Annotated in this window: 16 protein-coding genes and 1 pseudogene; 10 read left to right on the plus strand and 7 right to left on the minus strand. The window is 66.5% G+C overall.

Annotated elements, in window-relative coordinates; genetic code table 11:
- The 3 genes from IEY95_RS48935 to IEY95_RS14315 form a co-directional block, all read left to right on the plus strand.
- A partial coding sequence (locus IEY95_RS48935; protein ID WP_229702920.1) for a xanthine dehydrogenase family protein molybdopterin-binding subunit occupies positions 1-1,036 on the plus strand: 1,036 nt, incomplete at its 5' end.
- 467 nt (positions 1,037-1,503) lie between these two features.
- Complete coding sequence (locus IEY95_RS14310) at positions 1,504-2,685, plus strand: XdhC family protein (RefSeq protein ID WP_189186354.1); 1,182 nt, start codon at positions 1,504-1,506, stop codon at positions 2,683-2,685.
- A gap of 237 nt (positions 2,686-2,922) precedes the next feature.
- A complete protein-coding gene (locus IEY95_RS14315; protein ID WP_189186355.1) occupies positions 2,923-3,393 on the plus strand; it encodes a Dps family protein in 471 nt (156 codons plus the stop codon).
- Positions 3,394-3,489: 96 nt separating this feature from the next.
- Here IEY95_RS14315 and IEY95_RS14320 read toward each other — a convergent pair whose 3' ends face one another.
- The gene (locus tag IEY95_RS14320; protein WP_189186356.1) at positions 3,490-3,981 is read right to left on the minus strand and encodes a MarR family winged helix-turn-helix transcriptional regulator; all 492 of its coding nucleotides are present in this window, start codon (positions 3,979-3,981) and stop codon (positions 3,490-3,492) included.
- 559 nt (positions 3,982-4,540) lie between these two features.
- Here IEY95_RS14320 and IEY95_RS14325 point away from each other — a divergent pair.
- Positions 4,541-5,206, plus strand: a complete 666-nt coding sequence (locus IEY95_RS14325; RefSeq protein WP_189186357.1) for a hemerythrin domain-containing protein — start codon at positions 4,541-4,543, stop codon at positions 5,204-5,206.
- Positions 5,207-5,243: 37 nt separating this feature from the next.
- Here the strand turns inward: IEY95_RS14325 and IEY95_RS14330 are convergent, their stop codons facing one another.
- From IEY95_RS14330 to IEY95_RS14345, 4 genes are all read right to left on the minus strand, one after another.
- Positions 5,244-5,651, minus strand: a complete 408-nt coding sequence (locus IEY95_RS14330; RefSeq protein ID WP_189186358.1) for an integrase core domain-containing protein — start codon at positions 5,649-5,651, stop codon at positions 5,244-5,246.
- 802 nt (positions 5,652-6,453) lie between these two features.
- A complete protein-coding gene (locus IEY95_RS14335) occupies positions 6,454-6,936 on the minus strand; it encodes a nuclear transport factor 2 family protein (RefSeq protein ID WP_189186359.1) in 483 nt (160 codons plus the stop codon).
- A gap of 301 nt (positions 6,937-7,237) precedes the next feature.
- Positions 7,238-7,831 carry a cupin domain-containing protein gene (locus IEY95_RS14340; RefSeq protein ID WP_189186360.1) on the minus strand — a complete coding sequence of 198 codons (594 nt, stop codon included), beginning with the start codon at positions 7,829-7,831 and terminating at the stop codon, positions 7,238-7,240.
- A 209-nt stretch (positions 7,832-8,040) separates the two neighbouring features.
- A complete protein-coding gene (locus tag IEY95_RS14345) occupies positions 8,041-8,739 on the minus strand; it encodes an SDR family oxidoreductase (RefSeq protein WP_189186361.1) in 699 nt (232 codons plus the stop codon).
- A 97-nt stretch (positions 8,740-8,836) separates the two neighbouring features.
- Between IEY95_RS14345 and IEY95_RS14350 the strand changes: the two genes are divergently transcribed.
- Positions 8,837-9,160 (plus strand): hypothetical protein, encoded by a 324-nt coding sequence (locus IEY95_RS14350; protein ID WP_189186362.1) that lies wholly within the window; start codon positions 8,837-8,839, stop codon positions 9,158-9,160.
- A 151-nt stretch (positions 9,161-9,311) separates the two neighbouring features.
- On the opposite strand, the gene IEY95_RS14355 is transcribed toward IEY95_RS14350, so the two are convergent.
- Entirely contained in the window at positions 9,312-9,785 is a 474-nt protein-coding gene (locus IEY95_RS14355) for a MarR family winged helix-turn-helix transcriptional regulator (protein WP_189186363.1), read from the minus strand.
- An 824-nt stretch (positions 9,786-10,609) separates the two neighbouring features.
- Between IEY95_RS14355 and wrbA the strand changes: the two genes are divergently transcribed.
- Positions 10,610-11,230, plus strand: a complete 621-nt coding sequence (wrbA, locus tag IEY95_RS14360) for an NAD(P)H:quinone oxidoreductase (protein WP_189186364.1) — start codon at positions 10,610-10,612, stop codon at positions 11,228-11,230.
- Positions 11,231-11,316: 86 nt separating this feature from the next.
- Here wrbA and IEY95_RS50625 read toward each other — a convergent pair.
- A pseudogene (locus IEY95_RS50625) lies at positions 11,317-11,565 on the minus strand (ISAzo13 family transposase); the annotation flags it as partial.
- 40 nt (positions 11,566-11,605) lie between these two features.
- On the opposite strand from IEY95_RS50625, the gene IEY95_RS14370 reads away from it, so the two are divergent.
- The 4 genes from IEY95_RS14370 (at position 11,606) to IEY95_RS14385 (ending at position 16,925) form a co-directional block, all read left to right on the plus strand.
- On the plus strand, positions 11,606-12,439 hold the full coding sequence (locus tag IEY95_RS14370) for an oxidoreductase (protein ID WP_189186365.1): 834 nt from the start codon (positions 11,606-11,608) through the stop codon (positions 12,437-12,439).
- A 204-nt stretch (positions 12,440-12,643) separates the two neighbouring features.
- Positions 12,644-13,471, plus strand: a complete 828-nt coding sequence (locus IEY95_RS14375) for an SDR family NAD(P)-dependent oxidoreductase (RefSeq protein ID WP_189186366.1) — start codon at positions 12,644-12,646, stop codon at positions 13,469-13,471.
- Between the two features lie 717 nt (positions 13,472-14,188).
- Positions 14,189-15,610, plus strand: a complete 1,422-nt coding sequence (locus tag IEY95_RS14380; RefSeq protein ID WP_189186367.1) for an aldehyde dehydrogenase family protein — start codon at positions 14,189-14,191, stop codon at positions 15,608-15,610.
- 37 nt (positions 15,611-15,647) lie between these two features.
- A complete protein-coding gene (locus tag IEY95_RS14385) occupies positions 15,648-16,925 on the plus strand; it encodes an MFS transporter (RefSeq protein WP_189186368.1) in 1,278 nt (425 codons plus the stop codon).
- Positions 16,926-16,937: the final 12 nt, after the last annotated feature.

Below are 16,937 nucleotides of genomic sequence, written 5' to 3' on the forward strand. Positions count from 1 at the left end.
CAAGGCGCTGAGAGAGTGCTACGTCCGGGGCGCCGAGCGCTTCGGATGGTCGCGGCGCACGCCGGAGCCGGGCTCGATGCGGGACGGCCGCTGGCTCGTCGGCTACGGCCTGGCCGGTGTCTCCTACCCCTTCTACCAGGTGCCGTGCCAGGCCCGCGCCTCCATGCGGCGTGACGGTTCCGCCTATGTGCGCAGCGCCGCCACGGACATCGGTACCGGCACCTACACCGTCATGACGCAGTTGGCGGCCGAGCTCCTCGGCCTGGATGTCGCCCAGGTGCGTTTCGACCTCGGCGACTCCGACATGCCGTACTCGCCGCAGGCCGGCGGATCCGGCTTGACCGGCGCCCTGGCCAACGCCGTCCACACCGCCTGCCGCCGCCTGGTGCAGGAGTTCCTGGACGTGGTGGCCAACGACGCCGAGTCACCGTTGCGCGGGGCCATGCTCGATGACGTGACCGTCACCGACGGCCGCATCCACCGCATCGGCGACGTGCGGCAGGGCGAGTCGTACGCGGACGTTCTGAGCCGGCACGGCCTGGAGGAACTCAGCGCCGACGGCCGCAGCACGCCCCCGGAGTCGGGCGAGTTGGGGATGGCCACGGCGGGCGCCTTCGGCGCGAAGTTCGTCGAGGTACGCATCGACCCCGATCTGGGACTGCTGAGGGTGGCCCGGGTGGTGTCCGCGATCGACGGCGGGCGGATCCTCAACGAGAAGACCGCCACCAGCCAGATCATCGGCGGCACGGTGGGCGGCATCAGCCAGGCGATGTTCGAGGAGACCGCCACCGACCAGGTCACCGGGCGGATCGCCAACGCCACCTTCGGCGACTACCTCATGCCGGTCAACGCGGACGTGCCTGACATGGAGGTGCTCTTCGTCGGCGGTCCCGACCGGGCAACCGCCGTCGGAACGAAGGGAGTCGGAGAGGTCGGGCTGGTCGGCCTCGCCGCGGCCATCGGCAACGCCGTTCACCACGCCACCGGACGGCGTATCCGTTCGCTGCCGATCACCATCGATCAGCTCATGCTCTGAGCGACGTCATCCTCTGAGTGACGGGGAACCGCCGCACAGGGGGGAGCGGCAGTCGAGCCGTTCCCCCCGGGGCACGCAGGACCCGCGTGCTGCGTGCCCTGCACCGTTCGACACCGCATGACGACCCACCCTGAGCCCAGCGTCGTCACCACACTGACCGGAGACCCTGGTGAGCGCGCGCGTGATGACGGTTGTGCTGATGGCGCCCAGCGGAATCGGGCAGACCGCCGCCGACCTGCTGGCCCCGCTTGTCAGCCGCCTACAGCCCCACGATCACGTATGCGCGGGCCGAGCCCGCCCGGTGGCGCACGCTCGGTGGCTGTTTCGAGCCGGCGTCCCTGCGGCAGCCACGGGACAACGGCAGCCCGGCCTGCGCCAGTTGGCATCCGGGAGTCACCAGCAACCGGTCTGCTGCGCGTCAGGGTCGACATCGACGGCAGCGGCGCGACAGTTTGAAGGAGAAAGACATGCTGGATATTGCTGGAGACCTCCACCGGTGGGTCGAGCAAGGGCACGACTTCGCCGTGGCCACGGTCGTCTCCGTCAGCGGGAGCGCACCCCGGGGACCCGGCGCCGCTCTGGCCGTGAACGGTGAGGGAACAGCCGTGGGCTCGGTCTCCGGTGGTTGCGTGGAGGGCGCCGTGTACGAGCTGTGCCGGCAGGCTCTGACAGATGGCCGGCCGGTACTGGAACGCTTCGGCTACAGCGACGAGACGGCCTTCGCCGTCGGTCTGACCTGCGGAGGCATCATCGACATCCTCGTCACGCCGGTGCGTGCCGGTGATCGGGCACGGGACCTGTTCACCGCTGCCGTGTCCGCCGCCCTGGGCGGCGAGACGGTCGCTCTGGCCCGCGTCGTCGACGGACCTGCCGAGCTGACGAGCCAGGCCCTGGTGGTCAGGTCCGACGGATCTTTCGAGGGAGTCCTGGGCGACGACACCCGGCTCACCCGCACGGCGGCCGCGCAGACGCGAGCCATGCTCGACGTCGGGCGTACCGGCACACTGGTGGTGGGCCGGGACGGGGGCGCCTGCCACCAGCCGGTCACCCTGCTGGTGGAGTCCAGCGCCCCGCCGCCGCGGCTGATCGTCTTCGGCGCGATCGACTTCGCGGCGGCCCTGGTACGGCTGGGCAAGTTCCTCGGCTATCACGTCACCGTGTGCGACGCGCGACCTGTGTTCGCCACCCAGGCTCGCTTCCCGGAAGCGGACGACGTGGTCGTCGACTGGCCGCACCGCTATCTGGAAGCCACCGAGGTCGATCAACGCACGGTGCTGTGCGTGCTCACACATGACGCCAAGTTCGACGTACCGCTGCTGGAGCGCGCGCTGAAGCTACCGGTCGCCTACGTGGGGGCCATGGGGTCCCGGCGGACGAACGAGGAGCGTCTGACGCGGCTGCGCGAAGCCGGTATGACCGAAGGCGAACTCGCCCGACTGCGTGCACCGATCGGTCTGAACCTGGGCGCGCACACTCCGGAGGAGACCGCCGTCTCGATCGCGGCGGAGTTCATCGCGGAGTGCCACGGCGGTACAGGCCTGCCGTTGACAGGGACCCGAACCCCCATTCACCACAACACCGTACGCGCCTCGTGGTCGCCGACTGGCCGGCAGCCGGTAGCCGCCGGCAGCGTCCGCCGGTCGGCTTGATCACGCGGCGGCAACACCGCCGGCGCTGAGATTCGCCCGCGTGAGGCCGAACCCGCGTTCGTGGCCGATGAACTCGCGCAGTGGCGATCGCCGGCGTTGTCCAACGGTTTCCATGCACCCGCCTTCAGGAGCCCTGTCCCACGCCGGGGCCGGAGTCCCGGAAGGCGGCAGGAACGTACCGCCCGTGTCCGCTCCCTCATCCCACCCACGCCTGATCCAGGCGGCATAGGAGTAATCGTGTCTGTCATCAAAAGCCCGCTGCCAGAAGCCGACCGCAAGGTCGTCGCAGATGCCCTTCAGGGTGCCTTGGTGGACCTGATCGATGTGTCGATGACGGCCAAGCAGGCTCACTGGAGCTTGTACGGTCCCCGCTTCCGCTCCATCCATCTTCAGCTTGACGAGATGGTCAGCGGCGCGCGGGCGTTCTCCGACGCGGTTGCCGAGCGGGCCGCGGCACTCGGTATCACCCCCGACGGCCGGGCAGCAACCGTAGCCACCAGCAGCAGCATTCCCGCCTACCCGGCCGGCTGGGTGAAGGACAGTGATGCGGTGGCTGCCGTCGTGGAGTCATTGGCGCTGGTCATCGCCAGGATGCGTGAGCGGGTCACCAGCACCGCCGATGCCGATCCGGTCACCCAGGACCTCATCATCGGCATCACCGCTGACCTGGAGAAGCAGCACTGGATGTTCCAGGCGGAGAACAACTGACACCCCGACCGCCGCGCCGTGCCAGGTCGACCGACATGGCGCGGCGGGCTGCGAAGAAGAAGGCAGGCTGCGAAGAAGAAGGAGGAGGGGGCACTGTCACCGCGACGGCCAGCCCATCGAGATGAGCTTCGGCATGTCGGCGATGCCAGTGGCGAGTGCCTCGCTGATTTCCTGCAGGGCGGTTCGCTGATCGAGGGTGAGTCGGTCGAGCAGCAGTGACCGAACCTGCTCGACGTGATCGTGAGCGGCTTGTCGGACCTTCTCCATGCCCTCGTCGGTGAGCTCCGCCAGCTGGCCCCGGGTGTCTGAAGGGCACGGCACCCGGCGGACCCAGCCATCGCGCACCAGGCGGTCGATCGCGTGGCTCAGCCTGCTGCGATCGAAGACACACGCGGCCGCGAGGTCGGCCATCCGCATCGTGCGCCCGGGCGCTTCCGAGAGGCGGGTGAGGATCTCGTAGTAGGCGAAGGAGATGTCTGCGTCCTGCTTCAGTTGCCGCTCCACCCGCTCGAACAGCAGCCGGCTGGCCAGCAGGAAGCTGCGCCAGGTCCGCTGTTCCTCGTCGTTCAGCCACCGGGTCTCCGCCATCGCAACCTCTCAGCAGGTAGTTGAAATTTCAGCAGCTAATGCTACCGTAGGGCCCGGTGGTGAAGCTTCGCCGCATCACGCCGGCGATGTCCACGCAAGGCGTCGGGAACTCTGTGACTGCGACCGGCAGCCGGAGCGCCCGAAAGGCCCGGCTATGTCGCCGACCGTGTCCAGGGGTGGTGAGTATCTCCGTCACGTATTGCTGCGCGGCCGGAGTCGTGACCGGGGAGCCGATTGCCTACATGCGGCGGCTGAGCGATATACCTAGGAAGTTTTTTGACAACCCGTTGATGTTCTGACGAATCACCTGGGCAAGTAAAAGGTCGGCGAGCTCCTTTTCGAGGCCGACACCAATCTGGCCTGTTCGAAAGGCGCTATTGCGTTCCGTCTGTACCAGTAAGGGTCGGCGAGCCCAGCTGATTCATGGTCGCTTACTCCTGCGGCACGCCGACTCAGTGCGAACACTGAGTGGCTTCGCCGGAATCCTTATGCACTGTGTGACAAACCCCGCGTGCAAACTCCACATGTTCCCTCCTTCTCATCCTGAAAGTAGTTGGTTATGCGCCACACCTCCGTCGACCGTGCGGACGTCCGAGATATGCTGGTTGTTCACGAAGCCTTCCGGCAGAGTTACAGCCGCATACCTGCGTTGGTGAGGGAGGTCTCACCGGGCGACGTGCGGCGGGCTGAGGTCATCGCCGATCATGCGCAGCTGATCGAGGAGTTCCTTCACCTGCACCACAAGGGCGAGGATGAGCTTCTGTGGCCCAAGCTCCTTGAGCGCGCGGGTGATCGGCTCGGCACTGCGGTCACTCTGCTGGAGAGCCAGCACGAGGAGATCGCGGCGCTGCTCACCGAATCATCCCTACGGCTGGCCGCCTGGCGCGCACAGCCTTCGAAGGCATCCGGCGAAGAACTCGCCAACTCCCTGGAACGACTGGACGCACTGCTCACCGAGCATCTCGCCATCGAGGAGAAGGACGTCCTTCCGATCGTCCCGGAATACGTGACTGCCAAGGAATGGCACCAGCTCGGGGATCATGCAATCAACGGCCTTCCCAAGAGCAAGCTGCCCATCGTGTTCGGCATGCTCGCCTCGCTCGCCGATCCTGACGTCGTCAAGCTGATGCTTTCGACGGCGCCTCTCGTTCCCCGGCTGATCATGCCTGTCCTCGGCCCGAAGGCCTACGCCCGCCACGCTCGGCGGGTCTACGGATCAGCTTGAGCTGCTCCGAGTTTCGTAGAGTCCGTTTTTGATTGGTTCAGGCGGACTGCAGGGCCGGCTCCTGGCTTCGCCAGAAGTTTCGTTCGTACTCGGCAGGCGGTACGTAGTCGAGCGCGGAGTGGAGCCGTTCCTCGTTGTGCCACGTGACCCACTGGAAGATCGCCCGTTCGACCTGGTCAACGTCCTTCCAGGGGCCCTGCATTTCGATCAGTTCGGCCTTGAAGGTGTCGTTCAATGCCTCGGCCATGGCGTCGTCATACGAGTCCGTGACGGAGCCGACGGACGCGGAGGCACCGATGTCGGTGAGCCGGTCGGTGTACCGGATGTGCCGAACGCCCGCAGCCGGCGACCCCGAAGCCGCCAAGCGCGTGTGGACGATGTCCGAGGAACTCACCGGCACCCCGTTCCCGCCGGCGCTGACGCACTCCCCGTCGTCCTGAGGCACCCAACTCAGGCGATGCGGCCCCCATTCGTACTTCGAGAGCCAAGCCGCCGTCCACGGAACGACTGGACGGTGGCCTGCCCGCGCCGCACCGTGGGGACGGGAGCGGCGCACCCGGCCGGGTGGGGTTCCCCTTGAGCGGAGGGTCATCCCGCCCGGCCGGATTCACCTCCTGCTCAGCACATCAGAGCCCGCGCGTGATGTGCCGGCCCAACACTGCACTGCGCAGCCGGAGTCCGGCGCATCCAGACGCGAATGAGGCACGAGTTGGAGGACGCGGACGGCGGTCTGCTGGTCGTGCAAGTTCGCCACGAAACCTGCCCTCGCTCGCCGCATGGTCGAACGTGCTCTGGCGGCCAGAGATTCCGTTCGGCTGGGTGACCGCCGACGCGGTCGATCAATGCCCTGACGGTGGCAGGGCATGACCTCTATGAGGCGGCTCCGGTTGTCCGCTCGGACTCGGACACCAGGGAGAGTTGATGGGTCACGTCGGACGAAGCGATGTCAGGACGTGGGACAGCAAACGAACGCTCACCGGCATCCGATCCACAGGCCACGGACACATTGGCTTACGCACCGGCCCGGAACCGAAACAGCGTCCGCGTCAGCCGAAGCCGACTCGGACGCTGCATAGCAGGCCAGAGGGATTTCGTCCGTAGGTCCTGCGGACTTGAACTCACAAGCAGTGGACAAAAGTTAATGGTCTTGTTGACGTACTTGTCCAGAGGGAGCCGACCGCGTTTACGGAATCGGGGCCCCGGGGGAGCATAGCGCCAGGAGTCTGTGATGAGGCATCAGCTTTGCGTCACGGGAGGGGCGGCAGCGTGAGCCCGACAGCCATGCCGTTATCGGGGCCGGTGGTGAATACGTAGCCCTCGCTGCTGACGTATTCGAGAACAGAACCGGAGATCTTCCAGCCATCGGATTCCTTGACGTATGTCTCGTGATAATAGGCCCGCCCACGGAACTCGCTGCCGTTGCCCGGATGAGAGAGGTGATCTCGCAGCCACCAGACGCCGCTGGCGGCGGTCGCGCTGGCGAACTCGACCTTGAACTGGTGCAGTTGATGCGAGGTGATCAAGGGCTGAAGGTTCCGGGAGACGAAGGCGACGAACTCGTCGAGCGGAAGTCTGTTCCCTGCAACCTCGAAGACGAAGTCAGACGAGAAGCACCGCTTCCACTCGTCCCACTGCTTGTGGTCCAGGAACCAGGTGTAGTCGGCTTTCAGCCGCCTGAGCGCCTCGATGTCCTCAAGTTTCTGGACGCGCGCTTCGATGGTCTCATTCATCACTTTCCTCGCTTCTCGATCATGCGAACATATTCTCCAACCTAATCGGAGGATTTTTCCGGCTGGTCTCTGGCTCCATACGTGCCGTGCGCGAGCCGCTCGGCGCCGGTCGTGGCGCGTCCCCCGCGCCGTTCCTGCCGGACCCGTCCTTCCCGGGCTGACGTCACCGGCCGGGCTCCAGGCCGGGCCGCCCCTGCCCAATCGCCGTTCCGGTACGCACCGTCAAAAGACGCTCTGTGATCACCATTGCCGAGTGGTGACAGGCGGTGTCACACGTCATGGAAGTCGGTGGCGCGGGCGCTCAGGCCCAGTCGTCCTCGCGCGGGAGGAGAGTCATGTTCATGCCGGAAATTGCCTTCTGGAGCGCGGTGTCGTTCCTCAGCCGGTTCGCCCAGTCCTGCGGATCATAATTGTCCTCGCGCATGCCGTGATCCACGAAGAATTGCTCCGATCCGGCCGGGGTGTAGAACACCATCATCTTCGAGGGCACGTCGAGGATGTTCTTGAAGCCGTGACGCGTGCCGCGGGGGATGTACACGAAGTCGCCCGCACTCGCCTCGAAGGTCTGGTCCCCGTTGATGAACCGGAACTGGCCTGACAGGATGAGGAAGGCCTCATCCTCCTGGTTGTGCGTATGCGGCACGTTGCCGAACTGCGGTGCGACGATGCCCTCCATGACGCCGAGGTTGCCATTGGTCTGAGCTCCCGTCACCTTCACGGAGAACCGTTCCTCGCCGGTCAGACGGATGATCCCCTCGTCGCTACGCACAACGAAGCCGTCGGCGGAGGTCCACACCGGGTCGTTCTTGTCCGGTACGGCTAAATTGAACGTCATGATGCAAAGCTCCAATTCCTGATGGAAACGAATAGGCCCTCGGGCGGATTTCGTCCGCACGACATCCACCATGGCGGTGGACGGCCTCGGCGGCAGGGCCGCTGCCTGGGATCGTCCTGCGACCCCCAGCTGACCTTGGCAAGGGGCGGCGTCGGCCAGCAGTCTCGCGACCCGGCACTCAGTAGCACGTAGTAGGTAGCGGCGGACGTGCAGTCGTGCAGAGGGCTCACGTTGCCGCTTGTATAGACGCCCGCGGCGCGCATAGGCGCTCAAGGTGGGGAGTGACCATCGGATTCCCCTGAATCGACGAGAAACACCACCGCGTTGGCGATGTCCGCTCGGTCTGCGACAGCGTTGAGCATCTGGGAGTTCAGCACCATCAGCGTCGGCCCCGCCTCTTTCAGGCGATGCGACTCGCTGGGTGCTCCCGTTGCGGCCGGCGGCGGTATCAGACCGGGAACGATTGCGTTGCTGCGCATCCCGAGATATCCGAACTCGGTGGCAATGGGCTTCGTCAGTTTTCGACCGCCGCCTTGCTCGTGCCGAAGGCGACCAGTGCGAGGTCGCCGCCTGCAGCCCGTATCGACGACGTGTTGCTGATCGATCCGCCGCTGTATTTGGCCATCACGGGGACGGCGTACTTGCTTCCGAGGAAGTCGCTGCCCCTGAAGGATCCAGTCGGCCCACACCAACACGGCATTGTTCCACAGCACGTCGGGCTTTCCGTAGGTGTCCTTGGCCGGCGTTACGACACCTGCCATGTCCTTCTCGACAGTGGCGTCACTGAGAAACGGCATGACGTCGAAGCCGTCGTCCGCCAGTTGTTCAGCCTTGTCGTAGACAGTCGGTGACAGGTCCATCATCACGACACCCGCACCGTCGGCCGCCGTGACCCTCTCTCCTGCCCGTCCTAAGCCGCTGGCCGCACCTGTAGTGATCACCACCTTGCCTCGCAGGCGAGCAGGCAAGATCGTCCCCCTCTGAGATGGTTGAAATTTCAGCGCCGGTCTCAACGTACCATGTTGTGCTGAAAGTTCAACTATTCCGCGCGGGCAGCATGGACGCGTGTCTTCGGCCGCAGCAGGTCGAGTCACGCAATCGACCGCGAAGTGCGCGACGGTCGGGTTCGCCGGGTTCAGTGCCCCTTGGCTCGATGGGCCAACTCGCGGAACAGCGAACAACAACGACGGTCAGGACGAGACGGGCGCGCCGTCCAGGGACGGGATCAGGGCCGAACTCGTCGGCCGGCCCACCACCCTGCCGCTGCTGCGGGACCAGGCGGCGCGCGCCAAGTCGGGCCGAGTCCTGCCGATGGAGGTCGTCGAGGCCCTGGCCGACGCGGGCGTCAGCCCGACCCGCTCGACGGGTTCATTGCGGAGACCGGACTGACCATGACGCCGTCAAGGCGTCACCCCGAGCCGAAAGCTTCAGCAACCGATGCAATCGGTCGACCGAGCTGTCTTCCGCCGCGCGTGGGGACAACGCCGACTGTCTCACCTCGCCGTTGACGCGTCGATGACAAGCCGTCACAGACGCTGCTTCAGTCCTCTGCGGGCTCGTTTTCCTCGATGCTCTCCAGCACAGCTTCGGACAGGGCTGCGAGTGTGTCCAGCTGCCGAGGGCTGACAGCGTCGAGGAACGTGCGGCGCACATCGGCGATATGCAGTGGGGCTGCCTTGTCGATGACAGCGCGCCCTTCCTCGGTCAGGGTGACGTGGCTGCCGCGGTTGTCCTCAGCACAAGGGCGCCGTTCGAGCAGCCCTCGCGAGATCATCCTTGAGATCTGATGGGTGAGGCGCGTCTTCTCCCAGCGCAAGAGCTCACGCAGCTCGAAGATCCGAAGAGAGCCGTCCGGCTGATTTGACAGGCCGCTCAGCACGGAAAAGTCCGCCAGCGAAAGGCCAGAGTCTCGAAGCAGCTGCCGGTTCAGATGGCGGCGGAGGTCTTCCTGCATGCCGAGGAAGCCGTACCAGGCACGGCGCTCACGCTCGCTCAACGCGTCGAATGCAGTCATGTCTGCAGTTTACTCATTTGGATGATGTGCCTCCCAAATTCGATAGCCGCGTGATCTTACTTCAGGCGGTGAAGACCATCCGTTGAGACACCGCCTTCGCTGGTGCCGTCAGGAGCGGAAGCACCCTTCGTGGCCCATAGGTGTGCGCATAGTGTGCCAGTTCACTCCGGGTGCGTAGCGAGAGCCGGCGACAGTTCTGTCCTGCCGCGAGCTACCCGTTGCTGCTTCCCTGACGATCGGGTGTGCGTGGGGCTGGGTGACATCTCATCCCAGCCAGGTGTCTTCACCGTCCGTCTCGGCGTGATGATGGCGTTCGTCAAGGTCTCTTGGCGGCAATCCAGCGCTCAACATCGCCTCGCAGGAGAGGACTCCGTGGCTTCGAGCCCTCGGACGCGTGCCAGTACTGCTTCGGACAGGGCTGCCAGCGCGTCGAGGTGGTGCGGAGCGATCGCGTCGGGAAAAGTGCGACGCGCCTCGAAGAGTGATGTATCACCTTGATGGGCGAGTCATGTCCGCGTGACGGACCCCTTGGGCGCCGTATGCGCTGATGTGTCACCCTCTGGTGAGGGTGGCCCCGTAGGACGTGTAGATGATGCAGTCACCGTGCTGCATTGACGGCAGATGAGCATCTTCCCAGGTCACGACAGGGTCATCATCGTGCTGGATCCCACAAGTCCCGGGCATCTGATCGCTTCAACAACGCGTTGGCTGCTCCGAAAGTGCACCTTTGCTTTTTCTAGATGGGTGACGCATCATTCATGATGTATCACCCCGGGCAGCCGCAAGCCCAACTCACCATCACCTTCAACAGTCGGAGTGCAACTGTGTCCACCCCCGTCAAGGTCGCGGTCATCTATTACTCCTCCACCGGCTTCTCCGCTGAGATCGCCAAGGAAATCGGCGAAGCCGCGCAGAAGGCGGGTGCCGAGGTCCGCCTGCTCAAGGTCGCCGAACTCGCCCCCGAGGCCGCTATCGCCTCCAATGAGGCCTGGGCCGCCCACGCCGCCGCCAGCGCCGGTATCCCGGTGGCCACCCCCGCCGACGTTGAGTGGGCGGACGCCGTGATCTTCGGCTCCCCGACCCGCTTCGGCAACGTCTCCTCGCAGCTCAAGCAGTTCATCGACATGCTCGGCGGCCTCTGGGCACAGGGCAAGTTGGCCAACAAGGTCTATAGCGGCTTCACCAGCGCTACCACTGCCCACGGCGGCCTGGAGTCCACCCTCCTTGCCCTGTACAACTCGATCCACCACTTCGGCGGCCTGATCGTCTCTCCGGGTTATACCGACCCGGGCGTCAAGTTCGTCGACGGCAACCCCTACGGCACCTCCCACGTGAGCGCGCAGGGCGAGAACCCCATCGGCGAGGCGACCCGCAACTCCGCTCGTCACCAGGCGGAGCGGGTGGTCCAGATCGCGGCCACTCTGAAGGCCGGCTTCGCCGCCTGACCGGCTCACCACGCTGTCCCCGATGATGACGTCGCGGACAGCGTGGTGCCCTGCACCACTCGCGTGTCTGGGCTCCTGTCCAGCGGACCCGTTTTCGGCTCGCCCGGACGCCGCACCCGCCCCAAAGACTCCTCACCGGCTTCGAGTTCGAACACGCCTTTGCGGACCGTCGTCTCGCTGACCGCAGCGGCCTGTGCCACGGCTCGGACACCGCCGTGCCCCAGGCTCCGGGCCTCCGCAGCCATCAACAGCCGTCGCTGCCGCTCGTCCAGATGCGGAAGCAACACCGCGAACTTCACGGCGAGTTGGTCACGCGTCTCATCCGGGATGCGCACACCACGCCACCCCTTCAATTGTTGAGAGAGGACCATCGTCATGGGACGAATCTGGTTGGTCACCGGGGCGGCTTCCGGCCTTGGCCGTGAGATCTCGCGGGCGGCCCTGGGCGCCGGTGACACGGTGGTGCTGGCCGTTCGCCGCACGGAGGGTGCCGGGGAACTCGTTTCCGCTTACCCGGAGCGCGCACAGGCGGTGGAGCTGGACGTGACGGACCCGGTGCGCATCAGCGCCGTGGTCGACGACGTGGTGAAGCAGCACGGGCGCATCGACGTGCTCGTCAATGCCGCGGGACGGGGTCATTTCGGTGCCGTCGAGGAGACGACTGAGGCCGAACTACGGTCGCTCATGGAGCTCCACTTCTTCGGCCCGGCCGCGCTGACCCGGGCAGTGCTGCCGCACCTGCGCAAACAGCGCAGCGGCGCAATCGTCCAGGTCAGCAGCCTCGCTGGGCAGACCTCGGTGCCGGGCATGTCGGCCTACTCGGCCGGCAAGTTCGGCTTGGAGGGCTTCTCGATCGCCCTCGCCCAGGAGGTGGCCCCGCTGGGCATCAAGGTGCTCATCGCCCAGCCGGGGGGCACGCGAACCAACTTCGCCGGGGCATCCCTCACCGAGTCCACCCGCATTGCCGACTACGAGGCCACAGTCGGCGCACTGTGGGCACACGTGAAGGAGTTCGACGGCAGGCAGCCCGGCAACCCCGTGAAGATCGCCTCCGCGATCCTCACCGCCCTGGCGGACGAGAAGACCCCGCTGCGGCTGCCGTTCGGCAACGACACCCTGGACCGCCTCGACGCAGATGCCCGCCAGATGCAGGCCGAGCGTGACGCCTGGGAGAAGCTCAGCCGGAGCACCGACTTCAGCGATGCATGAGGGCCCTGGGCCACGGATACGCACAGCACGACGACTGAGACGGTGGCAGGGCAGCCGGCCCTTGTCACACGGTTCGCCGAAGCGGACATGGCCGCCGCGGAACGACCGGGCGGCACCCGGCGCACAGCGCACAGCACACAAGGCGCCATGCAGGTCTCCACATCGTGATGAAATCCCGACAACCTCATATGAGGGGAGTGCTCAATGAAGCGCATGCAAGGCAAGGTGGCGATCACTACCGGTGCGGCCGGCGTCCTGGGGCTTGCAGGAGTGCGAGCCATGGCGGCCGAAGGCGCGCGCGTGGTGATGATGGACCTGTCTCCAACGGTCCACGAGCGGGCGAAGGAGCTCACGGAGCAGGGCTTCGACGTCACGCCGTACGTCGGTGACGTCAGTGTCGAGAAGGACATGGCAGGTGTCGTGGAACTCGCCAAGGACACCTACGGAAGACTCGACGTGCTGTGGAACAACGCCGGGCTTGTCAGCGCCGACTGGATACTCCAGGACACTGACGTGCTTGGCATCAGCCGCGACTACCTGATGCGGACCTTCGAGGTGGACGCGGTCAGCGTCGTACTCGGCAGCAAGTACGCCATCCCCGTGATGACCGAATCCGGCGGTGGATCGATCATCAACAGCTCATCGGTCGAGGCTGCCGGCGGAGACCTCGCGCTGTTCGCCTACGGCACGAGCAAGGCGGCGATCGAGTACATGACCAAATCGATCGCCACTTCTTTCGGACACCTCGGAATCCGCAGTAACGCTATCGCTCCGGGGCTGATACCGCCGCCTGCCCGACCGGGAGCGCCCGCCGACTCGCACCGACTGGAGGAGGCGGCACCGACAAACATGGTCCGTGATTCCCAGATGCTCAACACTGTCGTCGGAGATCCAGCTGACGTCGCCAGCGCGGTCGTGTTTCTCGCATCGGATGAGTCCAAGTTCATCACAGGTCAGGTGCTGCACGTCGACGGAGGAGTGACGGGTCACCTCCCGACACTCTCTGATCGCCGCAAGCTGACCGGGGCCTGAGCGCGCACGGACAGAGGCAGCTTCTTCGGGGCGTACTTGGGCACCGGCGGGACTCCTTCCGGACGTCGCAATCACCGACGGAAACCGCCGTCCTTGAGTTCTCGTGGTCGTTGCAACACCCCAGCTCAACGGGTGCGATGAACGTCAAGATCCGCGAGAACCGGAAGCCGCACGAGCCGTGGTGATCACTGAGCGTAGAGAACTCCGTGATCACCACGGCTCGTGCCCGCTTTCACCCGGGGGGCCTTCCCACTGCCAGTGCATGCCTACTGCCGGGCGTTCCAAGCTGCGGTTCACCGGGCGTTCCACAAGGCGGGAACGCGAGGAGGGAAGCACTGCCGCTCTCGCGGGCCAGGTCAGTGACGTGACGAGCATCCCGAAGTTCGTGAGCTGACCCGGCAAGTGCCCCTGCTTTTCGTCGAGGCACGGCACGGTCGGGGCACTGTCCCGTCGGGACTCACCGGCACGGTTCGCGACCGGTCGTTCGGGCCCTCATCGAGCCACATCGTCGGCCCTGCTCTCGATGGTTCGTCCAGCCTGCTCGGCGTGCCTGGTACTGGCTTTCCCAGGGACCGATGCCCAGGAAAAGGCCTCCCTGTATGCCAGGGCTCTCTGTCAGCACGATGGATTCCACAAGGCGCCTTCGCACACGAAAGGCCGCCCCCGCCACATGACTGCCCTTGTGGCGACGAATTGCACATCTGACGGAGACACACCATGCGTGACTACACCAAGCTGTACATCGACGGCGTCTGGCGCGAGCCCCTCGATGGCGGAGTCACCGATCTGACGGACCCTGCCACTGGCGAGGTGTCGGGCCGGGTGGCGCTCGGCGGCAGGGCCGACGTCGAGCTGGCGGTCGCCGCGGCCGGCCGGGCGTTCCCCTCGTGGTCCCGGACCACCCGCGAGGAGCGTATCGAGCTGCTGGAGCGGATCGCCGACGAGTACGAGCGGCGCGGCGAGGACATGGCCCGGGCGGTCACCGCCGAGCTGGGCTGTCCGCTGCCGCTGTCCCGAGCCATGCACGTTGCCGCCGGGCTGATCCAGTTCCGGGCCGCCGCCCAGGTGCTCAAGACGTTCGCGTTCACCGAAGACCGTGGCACCACCCACATCCGCAAGGAAGCCATCGGCGTGGCGGCTCTGATCACTCCGTGGAACTTCCCCGCCCTCCAGCCGGCCGGCAAGACCGCCTCGGCGCTGGCGGCCGGCTGCACCGTCGTCCTCAAGCCGGCCCAGCTGGCTTCGTACTCGGCTGTCGTCCTGGCCGAGATCCTGGAGGCCGCCGGGGTCCCCGCCGGTGTCTTCAACCTCGTCACCGGCCGCGGCTCGGTGATCGGAAACGCGCTTGCCTCGCACCCCGACGTCGCCGTCGTGTCCTTCACCGGCTCGGGTGAGGCCGCGCTCCAGGTGAACGCCGCCGCGGCCAAGAATGCCAAGCGCGTCGCCACCGAGCTCGGCGGCAAGTCGCCGCAGGTGATCATGCAGGATGCGGACCTGGACGTCGCGGTCGACACGGTGCTCACCTGGCTGATGGGCAACACCGGCCAGATCTGCAGCGCGCCGAGCCGGACCCTGGTGCCGCGCGAGCGGCTGGAGGAGTTCCTGTCGGTGCTGCTCCCGCGGGTGGAGGCGCTCAGGATCGGCGACCCGCGCGCGGAGGGCACCGACATGGGCCCGCTGATCTCCGGCGAGCAGTGGCGGACCGTCCAGGGCTATATCCAGTCCGGCCTGGACGAGGGGGCCCGGCTGGTCACCGGAGGCCTGGGCAAGCCGGATGGCCTGGAGAACGGGCACTTCGTCAAGCCGACGGTGTTCACCGGGGTCACCAACGACATGGCCATTGCGCAGGAGGAGATCTTCGGCCCGGTGATGTCGATCATCACCTACGACACGGTGGACGAGGCTGTCGAGATCGCCAACGACACCCGGTACGGCCTCGCCGGTTACGTCACCGGCAGGGATCTCGCGGACGCCGCAGAGGTCGCATCCCGCATCGAAGCGGGCTACGTGATCATCAACGACGCGGAGTTCGACTGGACCGCTCCCTGGGGTGGCTACAAGGAGTCGGGCAACGGTCGCGAATGGGGCCCCGACGGCATGCAGGAATACCTGGAGACCAAGGTCGTCCTCGGCCGCTGACGGCCGACGCTGGATTCCCACCGGAGATGGCAAGAACATGAACGTCGGCAAGTCGGCCGCCCTCGAGACCCGAGGGCGCCGGCACACCACCCAGCACCACCGGTCGCACCGCCCCTGGCACTTTCGAACCGTGGTCGGCGTCGTCTTCGTGGTCATGGCCGCCAGCAGCGCACCGTCTCCGCTGTATGGGCTCTACCAGCAGCAATGGCACTTCGGCACGGCCACGTCGACGATCATCTACGCCTGCTACGCCCTCGGCGCGGTCCTGACCCTCCTTCTCGCCGGAGGCCTGGCCGAGCACCTGGGCACCCAACGGACGATCGTGGTGGCACTGGCCACCATCGTCGTCAGCTTCCTCGCATTCCTCCTGGCCACGGGAGCCTGGGCGCTGTGCCTGGCTCGCCTGATCCAGGGCGTCGCGGTCGGGTTGCTCACCAGCAGCGCGGGCTCGGCACTGGCCGACCTTCACCGGGACCGCAGTCACCGGGCCGCGGCGGCGTCCAACAGCGCGGCGACCTCGACAGGCATCGCGCTGGGTGCGGTGTTCTCCGGCCTCGCCGTCCAGTTCGCTCCCGCGCCGCTGGTCACCCCGTTCGTCGTGCTGACCGTCCTGTCCCTCGGCGGTCTCGCCCTGGTGCGGGCCATTCCCGCCTGGCAGATCGTGCCGGAACGGCTAAGGCCCTGGCGCCCCCGGGGGCTGCGGATGGGTGCCGAGCCACGCGGGATCCTGCTCCGGGTGGCCCCCATGGTGATAGCCGGCTGGGCGGTCGTGGGCATGTACCTGGCACTGGGGGTCGACCTGGTCGCCGGCCTGCTGCACACCAGTGACAGGGCGATGTCCTCGCTGGTCATCCTTGTGGTGCAGGGGTGCGGCGGCATCGCTCCGATGCTGCTGCGAAGGCTGGGCGACCGGGCAGCGTCGGTGACGGGGTGCGCGCTCCTGGTGGCCGGGGTCGGGGTGTCCGTGGTCGGGTTCGACACGGCTCACGCCCTGCTGTTCTTCTCCGGTGCGGCGATCACCGGCGCGGGCTTCGGCCTGTCGTTCATGGGCTCCACAAGCACCGTGACGGCGGCGGTGATCGCCGGGGGCCACCCCCAGCTCCTGCCGGGGTTCTTCGCCCTGGCCTACCTGGCGGTGAGTGTGCCGGTGGTCGCCCTGGGCGCCGCCGCTTCCCGGTTCGGCGTCGCCGCCGCCTTCTCGGGGTTCGGGCTGCTGGTGGCTCTGCTCGCCATGGTGGCGGGCGCCAGCGCTGTCCGCCGGGGTCGGCCCGCATCCCAGCCGGGAAGGGCCGTTGCCGGCCACAGAGAGCAGTAAGTGCTGCTCCAT

Origin of the sequence: Streptomyces albiflavescens (assembly GCF_014645835.1) — a bacterium.
Lineage (GTDB): Bacteria > Actinomycetota > Actinomycetes > Streptomycetales > Streptomycetaceae > Streptomyces > Streptomyces albiflavescens.